We start from the raw sequence: 24,216 nt of genomic DNA on the forward strand, positions 1-24,216 counted from the left end.
AATTGTGCCCACAGTCCGGCGCTATGCACGACACGCAGTGGTCGCCGATGGTTGTGCGCACTTCGGGCCGAGTCAGCGACCAAGACGGCCACGGACCATTCCGACCAGTGAATTCAGTTCTTCGATCCGCATCTTGCGGGCCGCTACATAGAAGACGCCGAGCAGCGCCACGGAGCCCACGAGCAGCGCCGCGATCGAGCCGAGCACGCCGTGTCCGAGGGCCTTGGTGACCGCGTACCCGATTCCGCCGCCGATGACCGTAGCGGGTACGGAGGCGAGGCAGAGCCGGGCGTACGTACGAACGACGTTCGCGCCGTCCAGATCGCCGCCGAGCCGCTTGCGCAGGCGCCGCCACGCGACACCGACGCCGATCGCGTAGGCGAGACCGTACGAGAGGGCCATGCCGACGACGGCCCAGCGGGCGGGCAGGATCACGTAGCACAGGGCCGAGGCGGCGGCGTTGACCGCGGCGACGATCACCGTGTTGTAGAAGGGCGTGCGGGTGTCCTCGTACGCGTAGAAGCCGCGCAGGACGACGTACTGCACGGAGTACGGGATCAGGCCGAGGCCGAACGCCATGAGGATGTAGCCCATGGACTGGGCGGCCGGGACGCCGCTGGAGCCGAAGAGCAGGGTGCACATCGGGACGCCGAGTGCCACGAACATGAACGCGACGGGGACGATCGCCACGGCCGAGGTGCGCAGGCCGGAGGAGATGTCGTCGCGGACCGCGCCCGAGTCCCCGTCGTGGGCGGAGCGTGAGATGCGCGGCAGCATCGCGGCCATGACCGAGACGGTGATGATCGCCTGCGGCATGCCCCAGATCAGCTGGGCGTTGGAGTAGCCCATGATGCCGGTGCCGTCCACCGGGGACGCCTTGCCCGCGGCCGTGGCGAGCTGGGTCACGACGACGACGCCCGCCTGGTTGGCGAGGACGAACAGCACGGTCCACTTGGCGAGCTTGACGGCCTTGCCGAGGCCGTGGCCCTTCCAGTCGAACCGGAGCCGGAAGCGGAAGCCGGTCTCGCGCAGGTACGGGATCATCGCCAGCGACTGCACGACCAGGCCCAGCAGGGTGCCGACGCCCAGCAGGGTGACGGCCTCGTCCGGGATCGTGCCGGCCGTCATCTTCGTCTGCGACCAGGGGCCGTAGACCCACAGGAACATGCCGAAGGTGAAGATCATGACGATGTTGTTGAGGACCGGGGTCCACATCATCGCGCCGAACTTCCCGCGGGCGTTGAGGACCTGTCCCATGACCACGTGCACACCCATGAAGAAGATCGTGGGCAGGCAGTAGCGGGCGAAGGCGATGCCGACCCGGTCGGCGTCCGGGTCGCTGGCCACGGGGTTCGACATCAGGTGGATCAGCAGCGGCGCCGCGAGGACCACGATCGCCGTGATGACGGCGAGCACCACCATGACCAGGGTGAGCAGCCGGTTGGCGAAGGCCTCGCCGCCGTCCTCGTCGTCCTTCATGGCGCGCACCAGCTGCGGCACGAACACGGAGTTCAGACCGCCGCCGACGGTCAGGATGTAGATCATCGTCGGCAGCGTGTACGCGACGGTCCAGGTGTCACCGAGCAGTGCGGCGCCGAGCGCCGCGGTGATCACCATGGTGCGGACGAAGCCGGTGAGGCGGGAGACGAGCGTGCCCGCCGCCATCACCGCGCTCGACTTCATGAGGCTGGAGGCGCGGCCGCCCTTCTTGGGGGCCGCGGGTGCGGGCGCGGCGGCCGGCGGCGGAACGGGCACCGTGGCCTGGCCGAGGACCTGGGTCGGGTCGTCGACCGGCTGCGGGGCCGGCGGCCTGCCACCGCTGTAGCCGGGCTGCTGGTCGCGGAAGAGGTGCGCGAACGCGTCCGGCTCGTGCCGCTCCTCGCTCGCCTGCGTCACCAGGTCGTCGACGCCCACGAACTGCGTGGTCCGCGCGTCGTCGCCGTACGGCAGGTACTGCGTGGGGCCCTCCGGCTCCGGCGCAGGCGTCTGCGCCCACACGCGGGGGTCCGGCTGGTACTGGTTCGCGGGCGGCGCGTAGAGCGGCTGCTGCGCCTGGTACGTGCCCGGGGGCGGCGGCGGGTGCGCGGCACGGTCGTACAGCGCCTCGCCGACCGGGTCCTGCGCGGTCAGGTCCTGCCCGCGGTACGGATCCTGGTCGTAGGCGTCCTGGAGGTACGCGTCCTGCGGATACGCGTCGGGGCCCGGCTGGGGCGGCGGGACCTGCCCGCCGGCACCGTGCGAGCCGGCGTACGGGTGGCCGTCGCCCGAGGCGGAGCCGCCCGAGCCCTGGCCACGATCACCGTCGTACGGCGCGTTCATGGTTACCCCACCTCATCGTCCCCGGCCCACCGGCCACGACATCGCTCAACGGTCCACTCTCTCACCCGTGCCCGACGGGGCCGTGCTTTCGGAAGCGGTGTCAGCCATCGGGTCACTCGGCTGCTGCGGGACGTCGGCCCGTGCGGGGGATGCCGCATCGTCCTCGGGCTCCGCCTTCTCGGCCGGTTCGCCGTCGCCCTGCGGGCCGTCCGTGTCGTCCGAGCTGTCGGTGCCGTCCGTGCCGTCCGTGCCGTCCGTCTCGTCGACGTCGGGCTCGTCGGTCTTCTCGGCCGCGGCGCGCTTGCGCTGGGTGTACATACGGAACCCGGCAAGGACCAGCAGCAGGACGCCGCCGGCGATGACGAGCATCACGGTCGGGGTGACCTCGGTGACGTCGACCTGGAAGGCGATCTGCTTGCCGTAGGGCTGGTTGTCCTCGGTGAGGAGCTGGGCGTAGACCCAGACGGGGCCGGTGGCCTTGGCCGTGGTGGTGAACTTCACGGACTGGCTGTGGCCACTGGTGATCGTCACCTCCTGGTCCTGGGAGGCGCCGTCACCGATCTTCAGGCGGGTGCCGTTGTCGGACGTGAGCCGCAGCTTGAGGTGGTCGACGTCCTGCCACAGGTTGTTCTGCACCGACACCGGGATGGTCGCGCTGCGTCCGGAGAGCTTCACCTCGGACTTGTCGATCAGCGACACCTGCTCGGTGAGGCCGGACAGGTACTCCGAGACGCCGGTGCGGAAGCCGTCCGACGCCGCGGTCCTGCCGCGCCAGGACGTGGACATCTCACGGTCCACGGCCCGGCCGAACGGCGTCACCACACGGGACTCGTCGGTCAGGACGACCTTGAAGTTCTCCAGCTGGCGCTGGGTCGCCTGGATCTGCTCGAAGGCCGCCTGCGGCAGCTCCTGCTTGCGGAGCTTCGAGGGGTACGCGCGCGTGGACGGCACGCGGGTCGTGGCGCCCGGGTCGGGCTTGGCCGAGGCGGTCGCGGACAGGCTCTGCGACTGCGTCCAGGTGCCGCCCTGGAGCACCGCCACGGCCTTGGCCATCGCCTGGGCCTGGCTGGCCGTGGGCGTGCGCTGCGGGGCGATCAGGGCGGTGCGCTGCCGGTCCGTCTGCCGGTCGAGCATCAGGCTCTGGGCGAGGAACTCCTGCACGGCGAGCGTGGACCGCTCGGCGCTCGTCAGGTCGCCCTGGAACGCGGTCGACAGTCGCGCGTCGGCGACCACCGCGGTGGTGCCGCCGCCGATGGGCCGGGCCGAGGACGGCGTGTACGAGAGGTTCTCCGACTCACCGAAACTGTCGCTGCGGGCGATGATCTTGTTGGCGCCCGCGGAGGTGGCGACCTTGACGATGTCCCGGTCGACGGCGCCCTCGGCGGGCCAGGCGTAGGACGCGTCCGGCGTCACGTGGAGGATCGTGTCCACGGCCTTCACGGCGGCGTCCGTGGCGTCCTTCAGGTGACTCAGCGAGCCGGTGACCTTCGTGCCGTTGTGGGCCAGCGAGGCCAGGTCGGGGTCGGCGAACGGCAGCGTGACGACCTTCTGGCCCCGCACCGCTGCCTGGAGGTCCTTCAGCCACTCGTTGGCGACGGCCTGGTGCCTGCCCGAGGTGAGCCTGCCGTCCGCTCCCTTGACCTTGTACGCCTCCGTCATGGCGTCGACCGAGGCGAGCAGATCCGGGTCGATCACCCAGGTGACGTCCAGCGAGCTGCCGAGCGCCAGCATCTGCTGGAGGCGGCCGCCGGGAGCGATCTCCTTGGCGAGGTCGTCGTTGCCGAAGACGGCGGTCTGCGTCTCGTTCGTCCCCGTCTCGGCGGTGAGGCCCGTCTCGGAGATCAGCGGCCACAGGACCGTCGTCTTCGTCCTGGAGCCCGCGGCGTCGGGCTGCCACGGCAGGAACGTCCGCTGGATGCCGAGCGTCTGCTGGTACGGGGCGGCCGCGGTCTGGCCCATCAGCGCGGCGCTGATCTGGTACACCCCGTCGGCGCTCAGGTTCAGCGCCTTCACGGGAACGGACAGCGTGAAGTCCTGGGTGACACCGGGCTCCAGCTTGGCGAACTTCTCCGCGTACTTGCTCGGGACCTCCGAGCCGTCCGGAGTACCGCCCGAGCCGTTCCTCGCCGCCTCGTCCACGGCCGAGCGCCCGCTGTACGACGTGCCGACCCGCAGGCCGATGTGCGCGTCGGTGACGGGCTGCCTGCCCTTGTTGGTGACCTTGCCCTTGAGCGTCAGGGTGTCGCCGCCGACCGGTGCGCTCGGCGACAGCTCGTTCACCGCCACGTCGACCGTGCTCGTGCCGGTCGCCGCCGCACTGGCGACGGACGGGGCGTCTGCCTGCGCGGGCGGGGCGCCGGCCAGGAGTGCGGGCGCCGCGAGCAGCGGCGCCGCGGCGAGCACAGCTCCCGTGCGCCGCAGCAGTCGGCGGGCAGGTGAGGGACTCATCCCTGGGTAGTCTGCCGCCTCGGCCACGCGCTCGTCCGTCCCTCGTCGTCGTCAGTGGTCGCAGATGTGTCCACGCATCGTAACGAGCAGGGCTGTGCCTGAGTGCCTGGGTCCGCCCCGCAAGATCGTGCAGCCAGGGTAGGGGGCCGCAATCATGAGGACGTCGCGGCCCCGGCAAACGGTTCGGCCCGGGCGGTGAGAGGCACGTACCCTGTCCTGTTGTGCCGAACGCCAATGAAGACAACCCCAGTGCCCTGAGCCAGGTGCAGCACCGCGCGGTCAGCGAATTGCTGCGCGTCTCGCCTGTCGCAGACGACCTTGCCCGCAGATTCCAGGAGGCCGGGTTCTCTCTCGCCCTGGTCGGGGGTTCGGTCCGGGACGCACTGCTCGGCCGGCTCGGCAACGACCTGGACTTCACCACCGATGCCCGCCCCGAGGACGTTCTCAAGATCGTCCGGCCGTGGGCCGACGCGGTCTGGGAGGTCGGGATCGCCTTCGGCACCGTCGGCTGCCAGAAGGACGCCCGGGTCGACGGTGTGGACCAGAGCTTCCAGGTCGAGGTCACGACGTACCGCTCGGAGGCGTACGACCGCACCTCTCGCAAGCCCGAGGTGTCCTACGGCGACTCGATCGAGGAGGACCTCGTCCGCCGGGACTTCACCGTGAACGCGATGGCCGTCGCGCTCCCGGAGAAGGACTTCATCGACCCGCACGGCGGTCTCCAGGACCTGGCCGAGCGCGTCCTGCGCACGCCGGGCACCCCTGAGGACTCCTTCTCCGACGACCCGCTGCGGATGATGCGGGCCGCCCGCTTCGCCGCGCAGCTGGACTTCGAGGTGGCTCCCGAGGTCGTCGCCGCGATGACGGCGATGGCCGACCGGATCGAGATCGTCTCCGCCGAGCGCGTCCGGGACGAGCTGAACAAGCTGATCCTCTCGGCGCACCCGCGCAAGGGCCTCACCCTGCTCGTGGACACCGGCATCGCCGAGCGCGTCCTCCCCGAGCTGCCCGCCCTGCGTCTGGAGCGCGACGAGCACCACCGGCACAAGGACGTCTACGACCACACGCTGATCGTCCTGGAGCAGGCGATGGCGCTGGAGACCGACGGACCGGACCTGACGCTGCGCCTGGCGGCCCTGCTGCACGACATCGGCAAGCCCCGCACGCGCCGCTTCGAGAAGGACGGCCGGGTCTCCTTCCACCACCACGAGGTGGTCGGCGCCAAGATGACGAAGAAGCGCATGACCGCGCTCAAGTACTCCAACGAGCTGGTGAAGGACGTCTCCCGCCTCGTCGAGCTGCACCTGCGCTTCCACGGCTACGGCACCGGTGAGTGGACGGACTCGGCCGTACGCCGCTACGTGCGCGACGCCGGGCCGCTCCTGGGGCGGCTGCACAAGCTGACCCGGTCCGACTGCACGACCCGCAACAAGCGCAAGGCGAACACGCTCTCGCGGGCCTACGACGGCCTGGAGGAGCGCATCGAGCGCCTCCAAGAGCAGGAGGAGCTGGACTCGATCCGTCCGGACCTCGACGGCAACCAGATCATGGAGACCCTGGGTGTTTCCCCGGGACCGGTGATCGGCCAGGCCTACAAGTTCCTGCTCGAACTGCGTCTGGAGAACGGGCCGATGGAGCATGACGCGGCGGTCGCGGCACTCAAGGAGTGGTGGGCGAACCAGGCCCAGGACTGACACGCTCTTCTACGACGACGGGGCTCTGTTTCACGTGAAACAGAGCCCCGGTCCCGTTGAGGGGTGCGGTTGTTTCACGTGAAACGACGACTGCGCATCGTCAGCGCGACCGTGGCATAGACCGACGCCACCAGAACCACCAGGGGCACCGAGCGTCCGTCCGGCGGCAGCATCAGCGCGGCCACGCCGGCGGCGCCGACGAACGAGGCGTTGAAGAGGACGTCGTAGACGGAGAAGATCCGGCCGCGGTAGCCGTCGTCGACGGACGACTGCACGACGGTGTCGGTGGCGATCTTCGCGCCCTGCGTGGTCAGTCCCAGGACGAAGGCGGCGACCATCGTCGGCCCCGGTTCGAAGGGCAGCCCGAGGGCGAGTCCCAGGACGGCGGCGACAGCGGCGCAGATCGCCATCCAGCCGGCCGGTCCGAAGCGCCCCGCGGCGGCGGGGGTGATGACGGCGGCGACGAAGAACCCGGCTCCCGAGATCCCCACCGCCGTACCGAGCAGGGCCAGACCTTCGGCGTCCGTGGACGACCACGCGTACCGGCACAGCATCAGCACCATGACGAGCAGCGCGCCGTAGCAGAACCGCATCGCCGTCATCGCGGCCAGAGCGCGTGCGGCGGCCGGGCGGGAGGCGAGATGCCGCACGCCGGAGACGAGGTCCCGTGCCGCGCCGGACAGCGCGGAGGTCAGGCGCGGCCGCACCAGCTCGGGGTCCGGTCCCAGGAGCTGTACGTCCATGCGCAGCGAGGCGAGGGCCGCGCAGAGATAGAGGAAGGCGCCGAGCAGCACGACGGCCGCATCCGAGTCCGAGGCGACCAGACGCACCACGAAGGCCAGACCGCCGCCCAGGGTCGCGGCGAGCGTCCCCGCGGTCGGTGAGAGCGCGTTGGCGGTGACCAGGCGGTCGGCGTCGACCACGCGCGGGAGGGCGGCCGACAGGCCCGACAGAACGAAGCGGTTGACCGCGGTGACGCACAGCGCGGAGGCGTAGAAGAGCCAGTCGGGCGCGCGGCTCAGCATGAGGGCGGCCGTCGCGGAGGCGAGCACGACGCGGAGGAGGTTGCCGTAGAGGAAGACCTGCCGACGGCGCCAGCGGTCCAGCAGCACGCCCGCGAACGGACCCACGAGGGAGTAGGGCAGCAGCAGGACGGCCATGGCTGAGGCGATCGCCGCGGGAGAGGTCTGCTTCTCCGGGGAGAAGACCACGTAGGTGGCGAGCGCGACCTGGTAGACGCCGTCGGCCCCCTGGGACAGCAGCCGCAGAGTGAGCAGGCCCCGGAAGTCGCGCAGACACAGCAGGACACGCAGGTCACGGACGACAGCCATGGGGCACAGCCTCACATACGAGGAAGGCCCCCGGCGCACGAGAGTGCGATCCAGGGGCCTCACCAGCCTCGGGCGGCAGATGCTTCAAGGTTTCACGTGAAACATCCGGGCCGGCCGTCAGGAGAAGTCGGCGCTCAGCGCTCGACCTCGCCCTTGATGAACTTCTCGACGTTCTCGAAGGCCTCGTCGTCGAAGTACTGAACCGGCGGGGACTTCATGAAGTACGAGGACGCGGAGAGGATCGGGCCGCCGATGCCGCGGTCCTTGGCGATCTTCGCGGCGCGCAGGGCGTCGATGATGACACCCGCGGAGTTCGGGGAGTCCCAGACCTCGAGCTTGTACTCCAGGTTCAGCGGGACCTCACCGAAGGCACGGCCCTCGAGGCGGACGTACGCCCACTTGCGGTCGTCGAGCCACGCGACGTAGTCGGACGGGCCGATGTGGACGTTCTTCTCGCCCAGCTCACGGTCGCGGATCTGCGAGGTGACGGCCTGCGTCTTCGAGATCTTCTTCGACTCGAGGCGGTCGCGCTCCAGCATGTTCTTGAAGTCCATGTTGCCGCCGACGTTGAGCTGCATGGTGCGCTCAAGACGGACACCGCGGTCCTCGAACAGCTTCGCCATCACGCGGTGCGTGATGGTCGCGCCGACCTGCGACTTGATGTCGTCGCCGACGATCGGGACGCCCGCCTCGGTGAACTTGTCCGCCCACTCCTTGGTGCCGGCGATGAAGACCGGGAGAGCGTTGACGAACGCGACCTTGGCGTCGATGGCGCACTGCGCGTAGAACTTCGCCGCGTCCTCGGAACCGACGGGCAGGTAGCAGACGAGAACGTCGACCTGCTTGTCCTTGAGGATCTGGACGACGTCGACCGGGGCCTCGGCGGACTCCTCGATCGTCTCGCGGTAGTACTTGCCCAGACCGTCGAGCGTGTGACCACGCTGGACCTGGACGCCCGAGTTCGGGACGTCGCAGATCTTGATGGTGTTGTTCTCGGAGGCGCCGATGGCGTCGGAGAGGTCGAGGCCGACCTTCTTCGCGTCGACGTCGAACGCGGCGACGAACTCGACGTCACCGACGTGGTAGTCGCCGAACTGGACGTGCATGAGGCCGGGGACCTTGGTCTCCGGGTCAGCGTCCTTGTAGAACTCGACGCCCTGCACCAGCGAGGCGGCGCAGTTGCCCACGCCGACGATGGCTACGCGAACCGAACCCATTCCGGTTGCTCCCTGTGTGTACTGGTGAAGTCCTGAGCGGACTTCACATGGCGGTGTCATCGGACGGATCCGGCCGGGTGCTGTCCCGGTGCCGGGGCAGGCCGCCCGTCTCTCCAGATGTGTCCTGCTGAGCTGCGCTCTCCGGGCCGGACCGTCGTTGGTCGCGTCCAGCGCGCTCGCTCTCGATGAGCTCGTTCAGCCAGCGCACTTCGCGCTCCACGGACTCCATGCCGTGCCGCTGCAGCTCAAGCGTGTAGTCGTCCAGGCGCTCCCGCGTGCGGGCGAAGGAGAGGCGCATCTTCTCGAGGCGCTCCTCCAGCCGACTGCGACGGCCCTCGAGGACGCGCATCCGCACATCGCGCGACGTCTGCCCGAAGAAGGCGAATCGCGCGGCGAAGGTCTCGTCCTCGTATGCATCGGGGCCGGTCTGCGCGAGCAGGTCCTCGAAGTGTTCCTTACCTTCCGCCGTCAACCGATAGACGATCTTGGCGCGACGCCCTCCGAGTGGTGCGGCAGGGGCGTCGGCGGGGCCGGGTCCCGATTCCTCGATCAACCAGCCGTTGGCGACCAGCGTCTTGAGGCAGGGATACAGCGTCCCGTAACTGAAGGCGCGGAAGACCCCCAGCGACGTATTGAGTCGTTTGCGCAGCTCATAGCCGTGCATCGGGGACTCGCGGAGCAGTCCGAGTACAGCGAATTCGAGGATGCCGGAACGTCGGCTCATCGTCGCCTCCTCACTGTCGCGGGCCCATGTATCGACTCTTTATGTCGTGCTGATGTATCGGCTCGATACATCTCGACGATAGAACGACCCTGCGACTGCGACAAGGGGGATCACGGTGAACGGCGTCACATCACCGATTCGCACGAAGTAACTTGCCTGTTTTGGGGTGAACTTCGGCCCTAGGTGGGTTTTGACGGTGCGTAGTCTGTCCGCCATGCAGACCACCGGGAACCGAGTGACGCCTGAGGGCGTCGTCGTTCCCGGTGCAGTGCGGGTGAGTGCCGGAAGGGGCGCATCCGTACGTCGGGGGGACCGGAAACCAGCCGTCGTCCAGGCGCGCGTGCCGCGCCTGCCCGAGGAGTAGTCGTTCGATGAGCGAGCACCGTCGCAAATCGCCGCAGCCGCAGGGCGGCGGGCGTGCCGCGGCCCGTCGCGGAGCACAGTCGGGCCGCCGCGCGGCACCGCGCGGCTCCACCGGTTCACCGTCCGATTCCTACGACGCCCCGAGGCCATCGGGTCCGTCCGAGGGCGGGACCGAAGATCGTCCCTGGGGCGGCCGCGCCGAAGCGCGCCGTGCGGCCCAGCGCAGTGGCGGAGGAAGGCGCAGAGCCCCCGAGGGCGGAGGCCACGGCGGAGCTGGTGGCGGCCGTCGTGGCGGTGGCGGTCCCGGCGGGCCGAACGGTCCGGGGCGTGGCAGGGGCCGTGGCTCCGGCCGTCCGGAGAAGAAGAAGGGGTTCATCGACTACCCCCGTGCCAACAAGGACGGCTGGCGCCGCTGGGTGCCGTCCTGGCGTCTGACGACAGGTGTGGGTGTCGGATTCCTCGGCAGCCTGATGGCGGCGGCGGGCATCGCGTACGCCTTGGTGGACACGCCGACCGTCGCCGACACGGCCACGGCCCAGAACAACGTTTACTACTGGTCCGACGGGACCCAGATGGTCGCGACCGGTGGCGAGACCAACCGGCAGATCATCAACTACGAGGACATCCCGAAGTCGATGCGCTTCGCCGTCATGTCGGCGGAGAACAAGACCTTCGAGACCGACAAGGGCGTCGACCCGATGGGCATCGCCCGCGCCGTGTTCAACATGGCGAAGGGCGGCCAGACCCAGGGCGGCTCGACGATCACCCAGCAGTACGTGAAGAACGCGATGCTGAACGACCAGTCGCAGACGGTGTCGCGAAAGCTCAAGGAGCTGTTCGTCTCCATAAAGGTCGGCCGGACGGTCGACAAGGACACGATCATGGCCGGCTACCTCAACACGGCGTACTACGGGCGCGGTGCCTACGGGATCCAGGCGGCGGCGCGCGCGTACTTCGACGAGAACGCCTCCGACCTCAACGAGAGCCAGACGGCGTTCCTCGCCTCCGTGCTCAAGGGCGCGACGTACTACGACCCCGCGGGTTCTCCCGAGATCGACCCGATCAACGCGACCCGGGAGAAGAACACGGCACGCGCCAAGGCGCGCTGGAGCTGGATCCTCGGCGAAGAGGTGAAGGACGGGCGGCTGACCGCCACCAAGCGTGCCAAGTACATCGAGGACGGCTTCCCCAAGCTGAAGAGCCCGCGCTCCAACGCCCAGCTGAGCGGTCAGGTCGGCTATCTCGTCGACCTCGCCAAGGCCTACGCCATCAACAACGGGGGCATCACCGCCAACGCCCTGCAGCGGGGCGGCTACGAGATCCACACCACCTTCGACAAGCAGAAGGTGAAGCAACTCGAGACCGCGGTGAAGAAGGTCCGCAAGGAGAGCATCAAGCCGGACCAGCGGGAGAAGGACAAGTACGTCCAGTTCGGTGGCGCTTCGGTGAGCCCCAAGGACGGTGCGATCGAGGCCATCTACGGCGGTGCCGATGCCACGAAGCACTTCACCAACAACGCCGACGTGACGGGCGCCCAGGTCGGTTCGACCTTCAAGCCCTTCGTCCTGGCGGCCGCCTTCAAGTACGGCGTGCGGGACCCCGACCAGGGCCCGGACCAGGACAACAGCTCGCGCACCATCGTCTCGCCGAAGAGCCTCTACAGCGGCAAGAACAAGCTGAAGATCCAGAACTACGACGGCTCGGTCTGGACGGACAAGGAGGGCAAGGAATGGCTGCAGACCAACGACGGCGGCGACTCCGTCAACCCTCCGACCTACCAGATCGACCTGCGTGAGGCGATGCGGCAGTCCATCAACTCCGCCTACGTGCAGCTGGGCATGGACGTCGGCCTGGACAAGGTGAAGCAGTCCGCGCTGAGCGCGGGTCTGCTGGAGAACAGCTTCGCCAGCGCCAACTACCCGTCCTTCTCCCTCGGCACCTCCGACCCGAGCGCGATCCGCATGGCCGGCGCCTACGCCACGTTCGCGTCCAGCGGCCAGCAGAACGACCCGTACTCGGTGAAGGAGGTCTTCCACAAGGGCGAGCGGATCTATCAGCACGACACGAAGCCGAAGGCGGCCTTCGAGGCGAACATCGCGGACAACGTCACGGACGTCCTCAAGACGGTCGTCGACAAGGGCACGGGTACGGCGGCCCGGCTGCCGGGCCGCGACGTGGCCGGCAAGACCGGTACCACCGACGGCAACAAGTCCGCCTGGTTCGTGGGCTACACCAAGCAGCTGTCCACCGCGATCACGATGTACCGGATGGACGACAACGAGAACTCCAAGAACCGCAAGTTCCTCGAGATGTACGGAACGGGCGGTCAGGACAAGATCCACGGTGCGTCGTTCCCTGCGGAGATCTGGCACGACTACATGGCCCAGGCCATGCAGAACCAGAAGTACGAGTCCTTCGAGACGCCGCAGCCCATCGGCAAGATCGTCGGTGAGACCGCCAGCCCGACTCCGACGCCGACGGTCAGCACGCCGCCGTCCTCCTCGGCCCCGGCCTCCCCGACGCCGAGCAAGTCCTCGGCCGATCCGTCCCCGTCCACCAGCGAGACGTGCAGCAAGTGGGACTGGAACTGCAACAACGACGGCGGGATGACCGGCGGCGCTGATGGTGGCGCGGACGGCGGAGCATCGACGTCGCCCTCGCCCACCGAGAGTTCGGGAGACACCAGAGGCAACCAGAACGGGGGCTTCATCGGCGGAGGCGGGTAACCCGCACTGTCGTCACCGACCGTGTTTCACGTGAAACGCTGCGTGTTCCACAGCAGTCGAGGGTCGTCGCACCGATCGGGTGCGGCGGCCCTCGCCCCGTTCTCAGCCGCGTACGGCAGGATGTGCGGCATGCCCAGTGCAGAGACGACGCGTGTGAACCCGCAGCAGCCGGATCCCGTACGGCCGACCAGAGAGGACGAGGTCGCCGCGGCCGGCAGCGAGTTCATCGGCGGACCCGTCGGGCGGCGGGCGCTGCTCGGCGGCTCCTGGTGGACCCCCGTACGCGTCATCGTGCTCGTCATGCTCGGCATGTTCGCGCTCGGGATGGTGCAGAAGTTCCCCTGCTACGACGGTGCCTGGTTCTACGGCGCGAGCTCCCAGTACACGCACGCGTGCTACTCGGACATTCCGCACCTCTACCAGGGGCGCGGCTTCGCAGACGGCCTCGTGCCGTACTTCGACAAGCTCTCCGGCGACATGGACTACCTCGAATACCCGGTCCTCACCGGTGTGTTCATGGAGGTCGCCTCCTGGCTGACGCCCGGCAGCGGCACTATCCAGCACCAGGAGCAGGTGTACTGGATGGTCAACGCCGGGATGCTGATGATCTGCGCGGCGGTCATCGCCGTCTGTGTCGCCAGGACCCACCGCAGGCGCCCCTGGGACGGCCTCCTGGTCGCCCTGGCACCCGCGTTCGCGCTGACCGCCACCATCAACTGGGATCTCTTCGCAGTGGCCCTCACAGCGGCCGCCATGCTGATGTGGTCGCGCGGCCGCGCCCTCGCCTTCGGCGTCCTGCTCGGGCTCGCCACCGCCGCCAAGCTCTACCCCTTCCTGCTGCTCGGCCCGCTGCTCGTGCTGTGCTGGCGTGCCGGCAAATGGCGGGAGTTCGGGGTCGCGACGCTCGGCGCGGTCGTCTCGTGGCTGGTCGTGAACCTGCCGGTGATGATCCTGGCGCCCGAGGGCTGGTCGAAGTTCTACACGTTCAGCCAGGAACGCGGCGTCGACTTCGGTTCGTTCTGGCTGATCCTCTCCCAGCACATGGACACGCCGCTCGACACGGACGTGGTCAACACGCTGGCCACGGCCCTGATGGTGCTGTCCTGCCTCGGCGTCGCGGTGCTGACGCTCACCGCCCCGCGACGGCCGCGCTTCGCGCAGCTCGCCTTCCTGGTGGTCGCCGCCTTCATCCTCACCAACAAGGTCTACTCGCCGCAGTACGTACTGTGGCTGATCCCGCTCGCCGCCCTGGCGCGGCCCAAGTGGCGGGACTTCCTGATCTGGCAGGCCTGCGAGGTCGCGTACTTCCTCGGGATCTGGCTGTACCTCGCGTACACGACCAGTGGTGACAAGCACCAGGGTCTGCCGACCGAGGGCTACCAACTGGCGATCGCCGTGCACCTGGTGGGCACGCTGTACCTGTGCGCCGTCATCGTGCGGGACATCTGGCTGCCCGAGCGGGACGTGGTGCGGCGGTCCGGGGACGACGACCCCTCGGGCGGGGTGCTGGACGGCTCGGAGGACGTCTTCGTCCTCGGGTACGCGGCCCATCCCCCGCGGCACGCCGCGCACGACTGGGAGCAGCCGCCCGCGTCGGTGGACTGGGGCAAGAGCCCCGACGGTTCGCACTGACCGAACGGCAGCACAAGGCGGGCCGGGCACTTCGTGAGTGCCCGGCCCGCCTTGTGTCCGTTCGTGTGCCGAGTCGCCTCAGCGGTCCACGATCCGGTCGAACTGCGTGGTGGTGTGCCGCAGGTGGGCCACCAGCTCCTCGCCGACCTTCGGCTCGGCGGCGTCCGACGGCACGAACAGGATCGACACCTGCATGTGCGGCGGCTCGGCGAACCAGCGCTGCTTGCCCGACCAGACGTACGGCGCGAGGTTCCGGTTCACCGTCGCCAGGCCGGCCCGGGCGACGCCCTTGGCGCGCGGCATGACGCCGTGCAGCGCCTTCGGGGCCTCCAGACCCACACCGTGCGAGGTGCCGCCCGCCACGACCACCAGCCAGCCGTCGGAGGCCGCCTTCTGCTGGCGATAGCCGAACCGGTCGCCCTTGGCGACGCGGGTGACGTCGAGGACGGCGCCGCGGTACTCGGTCGCGTCGTGGTCGCCCAGCCACAGCCGCGTACCGATGCGCGCGCGGAAGCGGGTCTGCGGGAACTGCTGCTGGAGACGGGCCAGTTCCTCGGCCTTGAGGTGGCTGACGAACATGGTGTGCAGCGGCAGCCGTGCCGCGCGCAGCCGGTCCATCCAGCCGATGACCTCCTCGACGGCGTCCGAGCCGTCGGTGCGGTCCAGCGGCAGGTGGATCGCGAAGCCCTCCAGGCGTACGTCCTGGATGGCGTGGGCGAGCTGGGGCAGATCCTGCTCGGTCACCCCGTGCCGCTTCATCGAGGACATGACCTCGATGACGACGCGGGCGCCGACCAGGCCGTGCACACCGTCGACGGAGGAGACGGAGCGGATCACACGGTCGGGCAGCGGAACCGGTTCCTCGCCGCGCCGGAACGGGGTCAGGACCAACAGGTCACCGCTGAACCAGTCCTTTATCCGGGCGGCCTCGTAGGTGGTCCCCACGGCGAGGATGTCGGAGCCGAGGCGCGTGGCCTCCTCCGCCAGCCGTTCGTGGCCGAAGCCGTAGCCGTTGCCCTTGCAGACGGGGACGAGCCCCGGAAACTGCTCGAGCACGTGCTTGTGGTGTGCCCGCCAGCGCGCGGTGTCGACGTAGAGCGTGAGCGCCATGGCCGGTCCCGGAACCTTTCTCGTGGCTGCGGTGTAGCAGAGGTATGAAGAAACTTTGGAGCTACATGAATTGTGCCGGGTCCGCCGGGCAAACAGAGCCCCATGTGACGTACCGGTTCCCGAGGAGCCGTCTCCGGCCCGGTCAGCGCCGCGACATGTAGATGTCGAGCGCCTTGTGGAGCAGCTTGTTGAGCGGGAAGTCCCACTCGCCGAGGTACTCGGCGGCCTGGCCACCCGTGCCGACCTTGAACTGGATCAGGCCGAAGAGGTGGTCGGTCTCGTCGAGCGAGTCGGAGATGCCGCGCAGGTCGTAGACGGTGGCACCGAGCGCGTACGAGTCGCGCAGCATCCGCCACTGCATCGCGTTCGAGGGCCGGACCTCGCGGCCGATGTTGTCGGAGGCGCCGTAGGAGTACCAGACGTGCCCGCCGACGACGAGCATGGTGGCGGCCGACAAATTCACCCCGTTGTGCCGGGCGAAGTACAGGCGCATGCGGTTGGGGTCCTCGGAGTTGAGGGCCGTCCACATGCGCTGGAAGTACGACAGCGGGCGCGGCCGGAAGTGGTCGCGCTCGGCCGTGATCTCGTACAGCCGCTGCCACTCGGCGAGGTCCTGGTAGCCGCCCTGGACGACCTCGACACCGGCCTTCTCGGCCTTCTTGATGTTGCGGCGCCACAGCTGGTTGAAGTTCTTGTGGACCTCTTCCAGGGAGCGGTTCGCGAGCGGCACCTGGTACACGTAGCGCGGCTGCACGTCGCCGAAGCCGGCGCCGCCGTCCTCACCCTGCTGCCAGCCCATGCGGCGCAGCTTGTCGGCCACCTCGAAGGCGCGGGGCTCGATGAAGTCGGCCTCGATGTCGCGCAGGCGCTTCACATCGGGGTCCTGGATGCCCTTCTTGATGGAAGGAGCCTCCCAGCGCCGGATGATCACCGGCGGGCCCATCTTCACGGAGAAGGCGCCCTGCTGCTTGAGGTGCGCCAGCATCGGGCGCAGCCACTCCTCGAGGTTCGGGGCGTACCAGTTGATGACCGGGCCCTCGGGCAGGTACGCGAGGTAGCGCTTGATCTTGGGCAGCTGGCGGTACAGGACCAGGCCCGCGCCGACCATCTCGCCGTTCTTCTCGTCGAACCAGCCCAGGCTCTCCGAGCGCCATTCAGCCTTCACGTCGGCCCATGCCGGGACCTGCATGTGGCTCGCCGACGGCAGGCTCTGGATGTAGGCCAGATGCTGCTCTCGGCTGATGGTCCTCAGGGTCAGGCTCATTCGGGGCGCTCCTCGGGCTGGTGTGTCCCCATGGATACAGGGGCTCCGGCTCTCGCGCCGAAGCCTACTGTGCCCCGTGAGCGCCCCGAATGGCTGTGTCGGAGTAAGTCTCCGCGGACGGCCCGGCTCAGCCGATGACCCCGCCGAACAGTCCTCCGTGAGCCATTCCGATGAAGAAGCCGACGGCCGAGGCACCCAGGCCCAGGATCAGGCCGAACCGCTCCCGGGTCGTCTCCGAGACGTACTGGCCGTAGGCCCCGGTGAAGATCCCGACGAGCCCGGCCCAGGAGCTGAGGAGATGGAGGTTGCTCCAGATCGACGTGATGAGCGCGAGGACGCCGAGCACCGCGGTCGCGTAGAGCAGGGTGTCGGGGAGCGGATGGGCCTTGCCGTCGCTGGCGAAGAGAGAGCCCGCGCTCGTGCTGTTGGGTCGCATTGCTTGTGCCATAGGGCACCTCCTGCGGAAGGCGGCGCATCGTAGCGCCGTACACACCCGATGTGTACAGACTGCGGTCGATCGCTGTCGGATTTCAACCGGAAGCCGGGGTGCGGGTAGTCTGTACCGTCTGCATCGGTGTCTGCCCACGTCCCGGCAAGGGACGGGTACCCACTGATCACGCACTGAACTGCGCGGTTCTCTTTCCGAGGGCCGATTGTCAGTGGTGGCCGATACCGTTGCTCACGCATAACAACCCTCCTGCCACGGAACGACCGTGGCCGCTGAGTCCAAAGGAGGTGGGTTCCACATGCGTCACTACGAGGTGATGGTCATCCTCGACCCCGATCTGGAGGAGCGCGCTGTCGCCCCCCTGATCGAGAACTTCCTCTCCGTCGTCCGTGAGGGCAACGGAAAGGTCGAGAAGGTCGACACCTGGGGCCGTCGTCGTCTCTCGTACGAGATCAAGAAGAAGCCCGAGGGCATCTACTCGGTCATCGATCTGCAGGCTGAGCCCGCGATCGTCAAGGAGCTCGACCGCCAGATGAACCTGAACGAGTCGGTCCTCCGGACCAAGGTCCTCCGCCCCGAGACCCACTGAACCTCCCGGTTCAGCCACTCGGGATTCGAGTAGCAGCAAGCAGTCCGCAGCAAACCCGCCGAGAGGTACCCCATGGCAGGCGAGACCGTCATCACGGTCGTCGGCAATCTTGTCGACGACCCCGAGCTGCGCTTCACCCCCTCCGGTGCGGCGGTCGCGAAGTTCCGTGTCGCGTCCACTCCCCGCACCTTCGACCGGCAGACCAATGAGTGGAAGGACGGCGAGAGCCTGTTCCTGACCTGCTCGGTCTGGCGTCAGGCGGCGGAGAACGTCGCGGAGTCGCTCCAGCGAGGCATGCGCGTCATCGTGCAGGGCCGGCTGAAGCAGCGGTCCTACGAGGACCGTGAGGGCGTCAAGCGCACGGTCTACGAGCTGGACGTCGACGAGGTCGGCGCCAGCCTGCGCAGCGCCACGGCCAAGGTCACCAAGACCAGTGGCGGTGGCGGTCGCGGTGGCCAGGGCGGTTACGGCGGCGGCGGTGGCGGCGGCCAGCAGGGCGGCGGCTGGGGCGGTGGCTCCGGCGGCGGTCAGCAGCAGGGCGGCGGCGGTGCTCCCGCCGACGACCCCTGGGCGACCGGTTCGCCCTCCGGCGGCGGCCAGCAGGGCGGCGGCGGTGGCGGCTGGGGCGGAAGCTCCGGCGGCTCCGGCGGCGGCTACTCGGACGAGCCCCCCTTCTAGGGACGCGCCCCTCGGGGCCGGGCTCGCACCCACACTTCTTGATCACACAGGAGAAACACCATGGCGAAGCCGCCTGTGCGCAAGCCTAAGAAGAAGGTCTGCGCTTTCTGCAAAGACAAGGTCACGTACGTGGACTACAAGGACACGAACATGCTGCGGAAGTTCATTTCCGACCGCGGCAAGATCCGTGCCCGCCGCGTGACCGGCAACTGCACGCAGCACCAGCGTGACGTCGCCACGGCCGTCAAGAACAGCCGTGAGATGGCGCTGCTGCCCTACACGTCCACCGCGCGATAAGGGAAGGGTGACCGAACAATGAAGATCATCCTGACCCACGAGGTCTCTGGCCTCGGCACCGCCGGCGACGTCGTCGACGTCAAGGACGGGTACGCCCGCAACTACCTGGTCCCGCGTGGTTTCGCGATCCGCTGGACCAAGGGTGGCGAGCAGGACGTGGCGCAGATCCGCCGCGCCCGCAAGATCCACGAGATCGCGACGATCGAGCAGGCCAACGAGGTCAAGGCCAAGCTCGAGGCCGTCAAGGTCCGTCTGGCCGTCCGCTCCGGCGACGCCGGTCGTCTCTTCGGCTCCGTCACCCAGGCCGACGTCGCTTCGGCGATCGAGACCGCGGGTGGCCCGAAGGTCGACAAGCGCCGTGTCGAGCTGGGCTCGCCGATCAAGACGCTGGGCGCCCACGAGGCGACCGTGCGTCTGCACCCCGAGGTGTCCGTCAAGGTCAACGTCGAGGTCGTCGCTGCCTGAGCACTGCCCTGAGCAGCGCTGAAGCGAGATGTGGGGCCGCACCCTTCGGGGTGCGGCCCCACATGCGTGTCGGGGTGCGAGTGGTGACGCCGGGAGTGCGTCCGGTTGCGCCGTTTCACGTGAAACGGCGGGCTGCCCCGGGTCGGTCAGCGCGTCGCGCCGGTGACGACCCAACGGCCGGAGCGGTAGCGGACCCAGAGCGTCGCCATGCGGACCGCCATCATCAGCGTCATGGCTCCCCAGACCGCCGTGAGCCCTCCGCCCAGTACCGGGACCAGGAGCGCGATTGGGGTGAAGACCGCCAGGGTGATCAGCATGGCCCAGGCCAGGTACGGGCCGTCGCCGGCGCCCATGAGGACACCGTCGAGGACGAAGACGATGCCGCAGATCGGCTGGGACAGCGCGACCACGATGAGAGCGGGCAGCGCCGCGTCCTGAACGACCGGGTCGCTCGTGAACAGCGGGACGAAGAGCGGGCGCGTGACCACGACCAGGACGCCGAGGACGACCCCGGCCGCGATGCCCCACTGCACCATGCGGCGGCAGACATCACGGGCTCCTTCGGCGTCGTCGGCTCCGAGGTAGCGGCCGATGATGGCCTGACCCGCGATGGCGATGGCGTCGAGGGCGAAGGCCAGCAGGCTCCAGAGGGACAGGATGATCTGGTGGGCGGCGACGTCCGCGTCACCGAGCCGGGCCGCGACCGCCGTGGCGATCATCAGGACCGCGCGCAGGGCGAGGGTGCGGACGAGGAGCGGGGTCCCTGCCTGAGCACAGGCGCGGATGCCTGCCAGGTCCGGGCGCAGTGAGGCGCCGTGTCGGCGGGCCCCGCGGACGACCACGATCAGGTAGATCGCGGCCATGCCGAACTGGGCGATGACCGTGCCCCAGGCAGAGCCCGCGATGCCGAGTCCGGCGCCGTAGACCAGCGCGAGGTTGAGCACGCCGTTGGCGACGAAGCCGGCGACGGCCACGTACAGCGGGGTCTTGGTGTTCTGGAGGCCGCGCAGGACACCCGTGGCGGCCAGGACCACGAGCATCGCGGGGATGCCGAGAGTGGAGATGCGCAGATAGGTGGTCGCGTACGGAGCGGCTGTGTCCGACGCACCGAACAGACTGACCAGGCCCGGTGCGGTGGGCAGGACGACCGCGACGACTGCGGCGCCCAGGAGCAGCGCGAGCCAGATGCCGTCCATGCCCTGCTGGATCGCGGCCCGGGTGTCGCCCGCGCCGACCCGGCGGGCCACGGCCGCGGTGGTGGCGTAGGCGAGGAAGACGAAGACGCTGACCGCGGTGGTCAGCAGCGCCGAGGCGACGGCGAGCCCTGCCAGCTGGGAGGTGCCGAGGTGGCCGACGATGGCGCTGTCGGCCATGAGGAAGAGGGGCTCCGCGACGAGTGCGCCGAAGGCGGGAACGGCGAGAGCCACGATCTCTCGGTCGTGCCGGCGTCTGGCGGCCTTGGGCGTCACTGGAGCCTGTGTCATGAGCACCAATCTAATCTTCCACAGGTAAGAGATGCAATGGCATTGAGACCCTTACTTCGAGCGGGCTCTCGTACGGTGCCGAACGTCGCTCGCGGAGATCTTGGTCCGACTGGGAAAGTTTTTCTCCTGCACAGCCAGTGGATGGGATACGCGCAGGTCAAGTGGGTTGCGCGGGAATCGCTGAGGGCTTGTTCACAGGCCTGTCCACCGGGTCGTGCACAGGATTTCCCCAGTTCTCCACAGGGAGAGGGTCGTCTTCCACAGAGCCTGTGGATAACCAGATTGGCTGACGGTGCGGACACGCCTACGGTGGAGCGGCGCCCACTGTCTCCGCCGACCTCGGAAACCTGCACATATCCGACGCGTCAGAACCGGAGTCGGGCCTCTTTATTTGTCAGTGTCGTGCCGTAGGAATGATGGGCACGGCGAGGTCCGCTCGGCGGACGGGAGGAGGTGGCCCGGTGAGTATCTCCGAGCCGTTGGACGACCCCTGGGCCGACAGCGGTCCCAGTGATCGTCTGCCCCCTTCCCGGCCGCGCCGCGGCGGCGGCCGGGGTGACCAGCACGAGCGGGGCCGAGAGGACAGCGGCTGGGACGACGGACCCGCCACGTTCGAGCGCGTACCGCCGCAGGATCTTGACGCCGAGCAGTCCGTGCTCGGCGGCATGCTGCTGTCCAAGGACGCGATCGCGGACGTCGTCGAGGTCCTCAAGGGCGCCGACTTCTACAAGCCCGCCCACGAAACGATCTTTCAGGCGATCCTCGACGTCTACGCCAAGGGCGAGCCGGCCGACCCGATCACCATCGCCGCCGAGCTGACCAAGCGCGGCGAGATCAACAAGGTCGGCGGCGCATCGTATCTGCACACCCTCGTCCAGACGGTCCCGACGGCGGCGAACGCCGAGTACTACGCGGAGATCGTGCACGAGCGGGCCGTTCTGCGCCGGCTCGTCGAGGCGGGCACGCGGATCACGCAGATGGGATACGCGGCCGACGACGACGTCGACGAGATCGTCAACAAGGCGCAGGCGGAGATCTACGCCGTCACCGAGCAGCGCACCAGTGAGGACTACCTCCCGCTCGGCGACATCATGGAGGGCGCGCTCGACGAGATCGAGGCGATCGGCTCGCGCAGCGGCGAGATGACCGGTGTGCCGACCGGCTTCACCGACTTCGACTCGCTCACGAACGGTCTGCACCCGGGCCAGATGATCGTTATCGCGGCCCGTCCCGCCATGGGTAAGTCGACGCTCGCGCTGGACTTCGCGCGGGCGGCGTCCATCAAGAACAACCTGCCCAGCGTCATCTTCTCCCTCGAAATGGGGCGCAACGAGATCGCGATGCGTCTGCTGTCGGCCGAGGCGCGGGTGGCCCTGCACCACATGCGGTCCGGCACGATGACCGACGAGGACTGGACGCGGCTCGCGCGCCGGATGCCCGAGGTCTCGGCCGCGCCGCTCTACATCGACGACTCCCCGAACCTGTCGATGATGGAGATCCGCGCCAAGTGCCGCCGCCTGAAGCAGCGCAACGACATCCGGCTCGTGATCATCGACTATCTGCAGCTGATGCAGGCCGGTGGCTCCAAGCGCTCCGAGAGCCGTCAGCAGGAGGTCTCGGACATGTCCCGAAACCTGAAGCTGCTGGCCAAGGAGCTCGAGGTCCCGGTGATCGCGCTCTCGCAGCTGAACCGTGGTCCCGAGCAGCGCACCGACAAGAAGCCGATGGTCTCCGACCTGCGTGAGTCCGGCTCCATTGAGCAGGACGCCGACATGGTCATCCTGCTGCACCGCGAGGACGCCTACGAGAAGGAGTCACCGCGCGCGGGCGAGGCCGACATCATCGTCGGCAAGCACCGTAACGGCCCGACGGCCACGATCACGGTCGCCTTCCAGGGCCACTACTCGCGCTTCGTGGACATGGCACAGACGTGATGACGGGCCGTCCGGCTTGAGCTGATCAGCCGCTGGTGAAAACGGGTCGACGCGGCCGGACCCGCACGGTGGACTGGGCGCATGACCTCACCCTCAGAAGAGCTGTTGCCCAGTACGCGCCGTGGTCTCCTGCACCGCGTCGCCGTCGCCCAGAGCGAGGGACGCGCGCCCTCGCTCGTCGCCGCGGTGGCCCGGGACGGTGAGGTGGTGTGGGCCGGGTCGCGCACCTCGGTGGACGGGCACGGACCCGACGAGCACGTGCAGTACCGGATCGGGTCGATCACCAAGACGTTCACGGCCGTGCTGGTGCTGCGGCTGCGTGACGAGGGGCTGCTCGATCTGAGTGATTCGCTGGAGAAGCACCTTCCGGGAACCGGTGCCGGAGACGTCACCGTCGCCGAACTCCTCGCGCACACCGGCGGGTTGGCGGCCGAGACACCGGGCGAGTGGTGGGAGAGGTCGTCCGCCGCGCTGCGGCCGACCCTCGCCGATGTCCTCGGCGAGCGGCCCTTCCGGCATCCCGTCGGGCGCCGCCACCACTACTCCAACCCCGGCTACACGCTGCTGGGCTCGCTGGTGGAGGCGGTGCGTGGTGTCACCTGGGAGGAGGTCCTGCGCACGGAGATCCTCGAACCGCTCGGGCTGACCCGTACCGGCGTCCGGCCGCAGATGCCGCATGCGGGTGGCTGGGCCGTGCACCCGTACGCCGATGTGCTGCTGCCGGAGCCGAGCGAGGATCTCGGCCTGATGGCACCGGCCGGCCAACTGTGGTCCACGGCCAGGGACCTGGCGGTGTTCGCGGGCTTCCTCACCACGGGCGACGAGCGGGTGCTGAGCGCGGAATCGGTGCGGGAGATGCGTACCCCGGCCGCGCCGACCCTGTCCGGCGACTGGGAGACGTCGTACGGCCTCGGTATGCAGGTGGTGCGCAGGGACGGACGGATCCTGGCCGGGCACACCGGATCGCTGCCCGGGTTCGTGGCGGGTCTGTGGCTGAGCGAGGAGGAGGGGCTGGCGGCGGTCGTCCTGGCCAACTGCACGTCCGGTGTGGCCGCGGGAACCGTCGCCGCCGAGCTGCTGGGCGCCGTCGCCGACGCCGAGCCGCGCCTCCCCGAGCCGTGGCGTCCGCTGCCCGAGGTCGATCCGGCGGTCCTGGAGCTGGCGGGCCCCTGGTACTGGGGCACGCAGATCGTGGCGCTGCGTCTGGCGGCGGACGGCGCCGTCGTGCTCGGGCCGGTGGCCGGCGGGGGGCGCCGCTCCCGGTTCCGGGCCAACGGCGACGGCACCTGGACCGGCCTGGACGGCTATTACGCGGGGGAGCCGCTGCGGGCCGTGCGGCGGCCCGACGGATCGGTGAGCCATCTCGACCTGGGGTCGTTCGTCTTCACCCGGCAGCCCTACGACGTGGACGCGCCGGTGCCCGGCGGAGTGGACCCGGAGGGGTGGCGGGGGCTCCCGGGCTGAGCGTCGTCCGGGTGCGGGGGCCGTTTCAC

The 24,216-nt window shown here is 69.0% G+C and carries 18 protein-coding genes; 9 read left to right on the top strand and 9 right to left on the bottom strand.

The genetic code is table 11. From position 1 onward, the window contains the following. Window positions 1-72: 72 nt before the first annotated feature. A complete protein-coding gene (gene murJ / locus ABII15_RS19275) occupies window positions 73-2,319 on the bottom strand; it encodes a murein biosynthesis integral membrane protein MurJ (RefSeq protein WP_353943573.1) in 2,247 nt (748 codons plus the stop codon). 45 nt (window positions 2,320-2,364) lie between these two features. After that, window positions 2,365-4,767 carry a DUF6049 family protein gene (locus ABII15_RS19280; RefSeq protein ID WP_353943574.1) on the bottom strand — a complete coding sequence of 801 codons (2,403 nt, stop codon included), beginning with the start codon at window positions 4,765-4,767 and terminating at the stop codon, window positions 2,365-2,367. 221 nt (window positions 4,768-4,988) lie between these two features. Between ABII15_RS19280 and ABII15_RS19285 the strand changes: the two genes are divergently transcribed. Next, window positions 4,989-6,461 (top strand): CCA tRNA nucleotidyltransferase, encoded by a 1,473-nt coding sequence (locus ABII15_RS19285; RefSeq protein WP_353943575.1) that lies wholly within the window; start codon window positions 4,989-4,991, stop codon window positions 6,459-6,461. A 74-nt stretch (window positions 6,462-6,535) separates the two neighbouring features. Here ABII15_RS19285 and ABII15_RS19290 read toward each other — a convergent pair whose 3' ends face one another. The 3 genes from ABII15_RS19290 to ABII15_RS19300 form a co-directional block, all read right to left on the bottom strand. Next, window positions 6,536-7,792: an MFS transporter gene (locus tag ABII15_RS19290; RefSeq protein WP_353943576.1), complete on the bottom strand. Its 1,257-nt coding sequence runs from the start codon at window positions 7,790-7,792 to the stop codon at window positions 6,536-6,538. A 134-nt stretch (window positions 7,793-7,926) separates the two neighbouring features. Beyond that, complete coding sequence (locus ABII15_RS19295) at window positions 7,927-9,009, bottom strand: inositol-3-phosphate synthase (RefSeq protein ID WP_353943577.1); 1,083 nt, start codon at window positions 9,007-9,009, stop codon at window positions 7,927-7,929. 43 nt (window positions 9,010-9,052) lie between these two features. Beyond that, window positions 9,053-9,733, bottom strand: a complete 681-nt coding sequence (locus ABII15_RS19300) for a helix-turn-helix transcriptional regulator (protein WP_353943578.1) — start codon at window positions 9,731-9,733, stop codon at window positions 9,053-9,055. 371 nt (window positions 9,734-10,104) lie between these two features. Here ABII15_RS19300 and ABII15_RS19305 point away from each other — a divergent pair, with 371 nt between their 5' ends. After that, window positions 10,105-12,822: a transglycosylase domain-containing protein gene (locus tag ABII15_RS19305; protein WP_353943579.1), complete on the top strand. Its 2,718-nt coding sequence runs from the start codon at window positions 10,105-10,107 to the stop codon at window positions 12,820-12,822. A 129-nt stretch (window positions 12,823-12,951) separates the two neighbouring features. After that, on the top strand, window positions 12,952-14,454 hold the full coding sequence (locus ABII15_RS19310) for a glycosyltransferase 87 family protein (protein WP_353943580.1): 1,503 nt from the start codon (window positions 12,952-12,954) through the stop codon (window positions 14,452-14,454). A 78-nt stretch (window positions 14,455-14,532) separates the two neighbouring features. Here ABII15_RS19310 and ABII15_RS19315 read toward each other — a convergent pair whose 3' ends face one another. The 3 genes from ABII15_RS19315 to ABII15_RS19325 form a co-directional block, all read right to left on the bottom strand. Further along, the gene (locus ABII15_RS19315) at window positions 14,533-15,564 is read right to left on the bottom strand and encodes an alanine racemase (RefSeq protein WP_353943581.1); all 1,032 of its coding nucleotides are present in this window, start codon (window positions 15,562-15,564) and stop codon (window positions 14,533-14,535) included. Window positions 15,565-15,706: 142 nt separating this feature from the next. Next, entirely contained in the window at window positions 15,707-16,828 is a 1,122-nt protein-coding gene (femX, locus tag ABII15_RS19320; RefSeq protein ID WP_353943582.1) for a peptidoglycan bridge formation glycyltransferase FemX, read from the bottom strand. Window positions 16,829-16,955: 127 nt separating this feature from the next. After that, the gene (locus ABII15_RS19325) at window positions 16,956-17,276 is read right to left on the bottom strand and encodes a hypothetical protein (protein WP_353943583.1); all 321 of its coding nucleotides are present in this window, start codon (window positions 17,274-17,276) and stop codon (window positions 16,956-16,958) included. Window positions 17,277-17,574: 298 nt separating this feature from the next. On the opposite strand from ABII15_RS19325, the gene rpsF reads away from it, so the two are divergent. The 4 genes from rpsF to rplI all read left to right on the top strand — a co-directional run bounded on the left by rpsF (window position 17,575) and on the right by rplI (window position 19,305). Continuing rightward, window positions 17,575-17,865, top strand: coding sequence for a 30S ribosomal protein S6 (rpsF, locus tag ABII15_RS19330; RefSeq protein ID WP_010353482.1), 291 nt, complete (start codon window positions 17,575-17,577; stop codon window positions 17,863-17,865). Between the two features lie 72 nt (window positions 17,866-17,937). Further along, the gene (locus ABII15_RS19335) at window positions 17,938-18,543 is read left to right on the top strand and encodes a single-stranded DNA-binding protein (protein WP_353943584.1); all 606 of its coding nucleotides are present in this window, start codon (window positions 17,938-17,940) and stop codon (window positions 18,541-18,543) included. A gap of 60 nt (window positions 18,544-18,603) precedes the next feature. Continuing rightward, window positions 18,604-18,840 carry a 30S ribosomal protein S18 gene (gene rpsR / locus ABII15_RS19340; protein WP_003949403.1) on the top strand — a complete coding sequence of 79 codons (237 nt, stop codon included), beginning with the start codon at window positions 18,604-18,606 and terminating at the stop codon, window positions 18,838-18,840. A gap of 18 nt (window positions 18,841-18,858) precedes the next feature. Further along, window positions 18,859-19,305 (top strand): 50S ribosomal protein L9, encoded by a 447-nt coding sequence (rplI, locus tag ABII15_RS19345; protein ID WP_351449385.1) that lies wholly within the window; start codon window positions 18,859-18,861, stop codon window positions 19,303-19,305. Between the two features lie 146 nt (window positions 19,306-19,451). Here rplI and ABII15_RS19350 read toward each other — a convergent pair whose 3' ends face one another. Beyond that, complete coding sequence (locus ABII15_RS19350) at window positions 19,452-20,789, bottom strand: MATE family efflux transporter (protein ID WP_353943585.1); 1,338 nt, start codon at window positions 20,787-20,789, stop codon at window positions 19,452-19,454. 461 nt (window positions 20,790-21,250) lie between these two features. Here ABII15_RS19350 and dnaB point away from each other — a divergent pair, with 461 nt between their 5' ends. Together dnaB and ABII15_RS19360 are read left to right on the top strand one after the other, a co-directional pair. Continuing rightward, window positions 21,251-22,723: a replicative DNA helicase gene (gene dnaB, locus ABII15_RS19355; RefSeq protein ID WP_353943586.1), complete on the top strand. Its 1,473-nt coding sequence runs from the start codon at window positions 21,251-21,253 to the stop codon at window positions 22,721-22,723. Between the two features lie 81 nt (window positions 22,724-22,804). Continuing rightward, window positions 22,805-24,187, top strand: a complete 1,383-nt coding sequence (locus ABII15_RS19360) for a serine hydrolase domain-containing protein (protein WP_353943587.1) — start codon at window positions 22,805-22,807, stop codon at window positions 24,185-24,187. The last annotated feature ends 29 nt before the right edge of the window (window positions 24,188-24,216 follow it).

Source organism: Streptomyces sp. HUAS MG91 (assembly GCF_040529335.1).
In the GTDB taxonomy this organism is placed as follows: Bacteria; Actinomycetota; Actinomycetes; order Streptomycetales; family Streptomycetaceae; genus Streptomyces; species Streptomyces tabacisoli.

Coding starts and splice junctions, on each gene's coding strand:
- ABII15_RS19305 (WP_353943579.1), top strand. CDS start 10,105: ATGAGCGAGCACCGTCGCAAATCGCCGCAGCCGCAGGGCGGCGGGCGT.
- ABII15_RS19280 (WP_353943574.1), bottom strand. CDS start 4,767: ATGAGTCCCTCACCTGCCCGCCGACTGCTGCGGCGCACGGGAGCTGTG.
- rpsF (WP_010353482.1), top strand. CDS start 17,575: ATGCGTCACTACGAGGTGATGGTCATCCTCGACCCCGATCTGGAGGAG.
- murJ (WP_353943573.1), bottom strand. CDS start 2,319: ATGAACGCGCCGTACGACGGTGATCGTGGCCAGGGCTCGGGCGGCTCC.
- ABII15_RS19310 (WP_353943580.1), top strand. CDS start 12,952: ATGCCCAGTGCAGAGACGACGCGTGTGAACCCGCAGCAGCCGGATCCC.
- rpsR (WP_003949403.1), top strand. CDS start 18,604: ATGGCGAAGCCGCCTGTGCGCAAGCCTAAGAAGAAGGTCTGCGCTTTC.
- ABII15_RS19325 (WP_353943583.1), bottom strand. CDS start 17,276: ATGGCACAAGCAATGCGACCCAACAGCACGAGCGCGGGCTCTCTCTTC.
- ABII15_RS19350 (WP_353943585.1), bottom strand. CDS start 20,789: ATGACACAGGCTCCAGTGACGCCCAAGGCCGCCAGACGCCGGCACGAC.
- ABII15_RS19290 (WP_353943576.1), bottom strand. CDS start 7,792: ATGGCTGTCGTCCGTGACCTGCGTGTCCTGCTGTGTCTGCGCGACTTC.
- ABII15_RS19335 (WP_353943584.1), top strand. CDS start 17,938: ATGGCAGGCGAGACCGTCATCACGGTCGTCGGCAATCTTGTCGACGAC.
- ABII15_RS19295 (WP_353943577.1), bottom strand. CDS start 9,009: ATGGGTTCGGTTCGCGTAGCCATCGTCGGCGTGGGCAACTGCGCCGCC.
- femX (WP_353943582.1), bottom strand. CDS start 16,828: ATGAGCCTGACCCTGAGGACCATCAGCCGAGAGCAGCATCTGGCCTAC.
- ABII15_RS19300 (WP_353943578.1), bottom strand. CDS start 9,733: ATGAGCCGACGTTCCGGCATCCTCGAATTCGCTGTACTCGGACTGCTC.
- rplI (WP_351449385.1), top strand. CDS start 18,859: ATGAAGATCATCCTGACCCACGAGGTCTCTGGCCTCGGCACCGCCGGC.
- ABII15_RS19315 (WP_353943581.1), bottom strand. CDS start 15,564: ATGGCGCTCACGCTCTACGTCGACACCGCGCGCTGGCGGGCACACCAC.
- ABII15_RS19360 (WP_353943587.1), top strand. CDS start 22,805: ATGACCTCACCCTCAGAAGAGCTGTTGCCCAGTACGCGCCGTGGTCTC.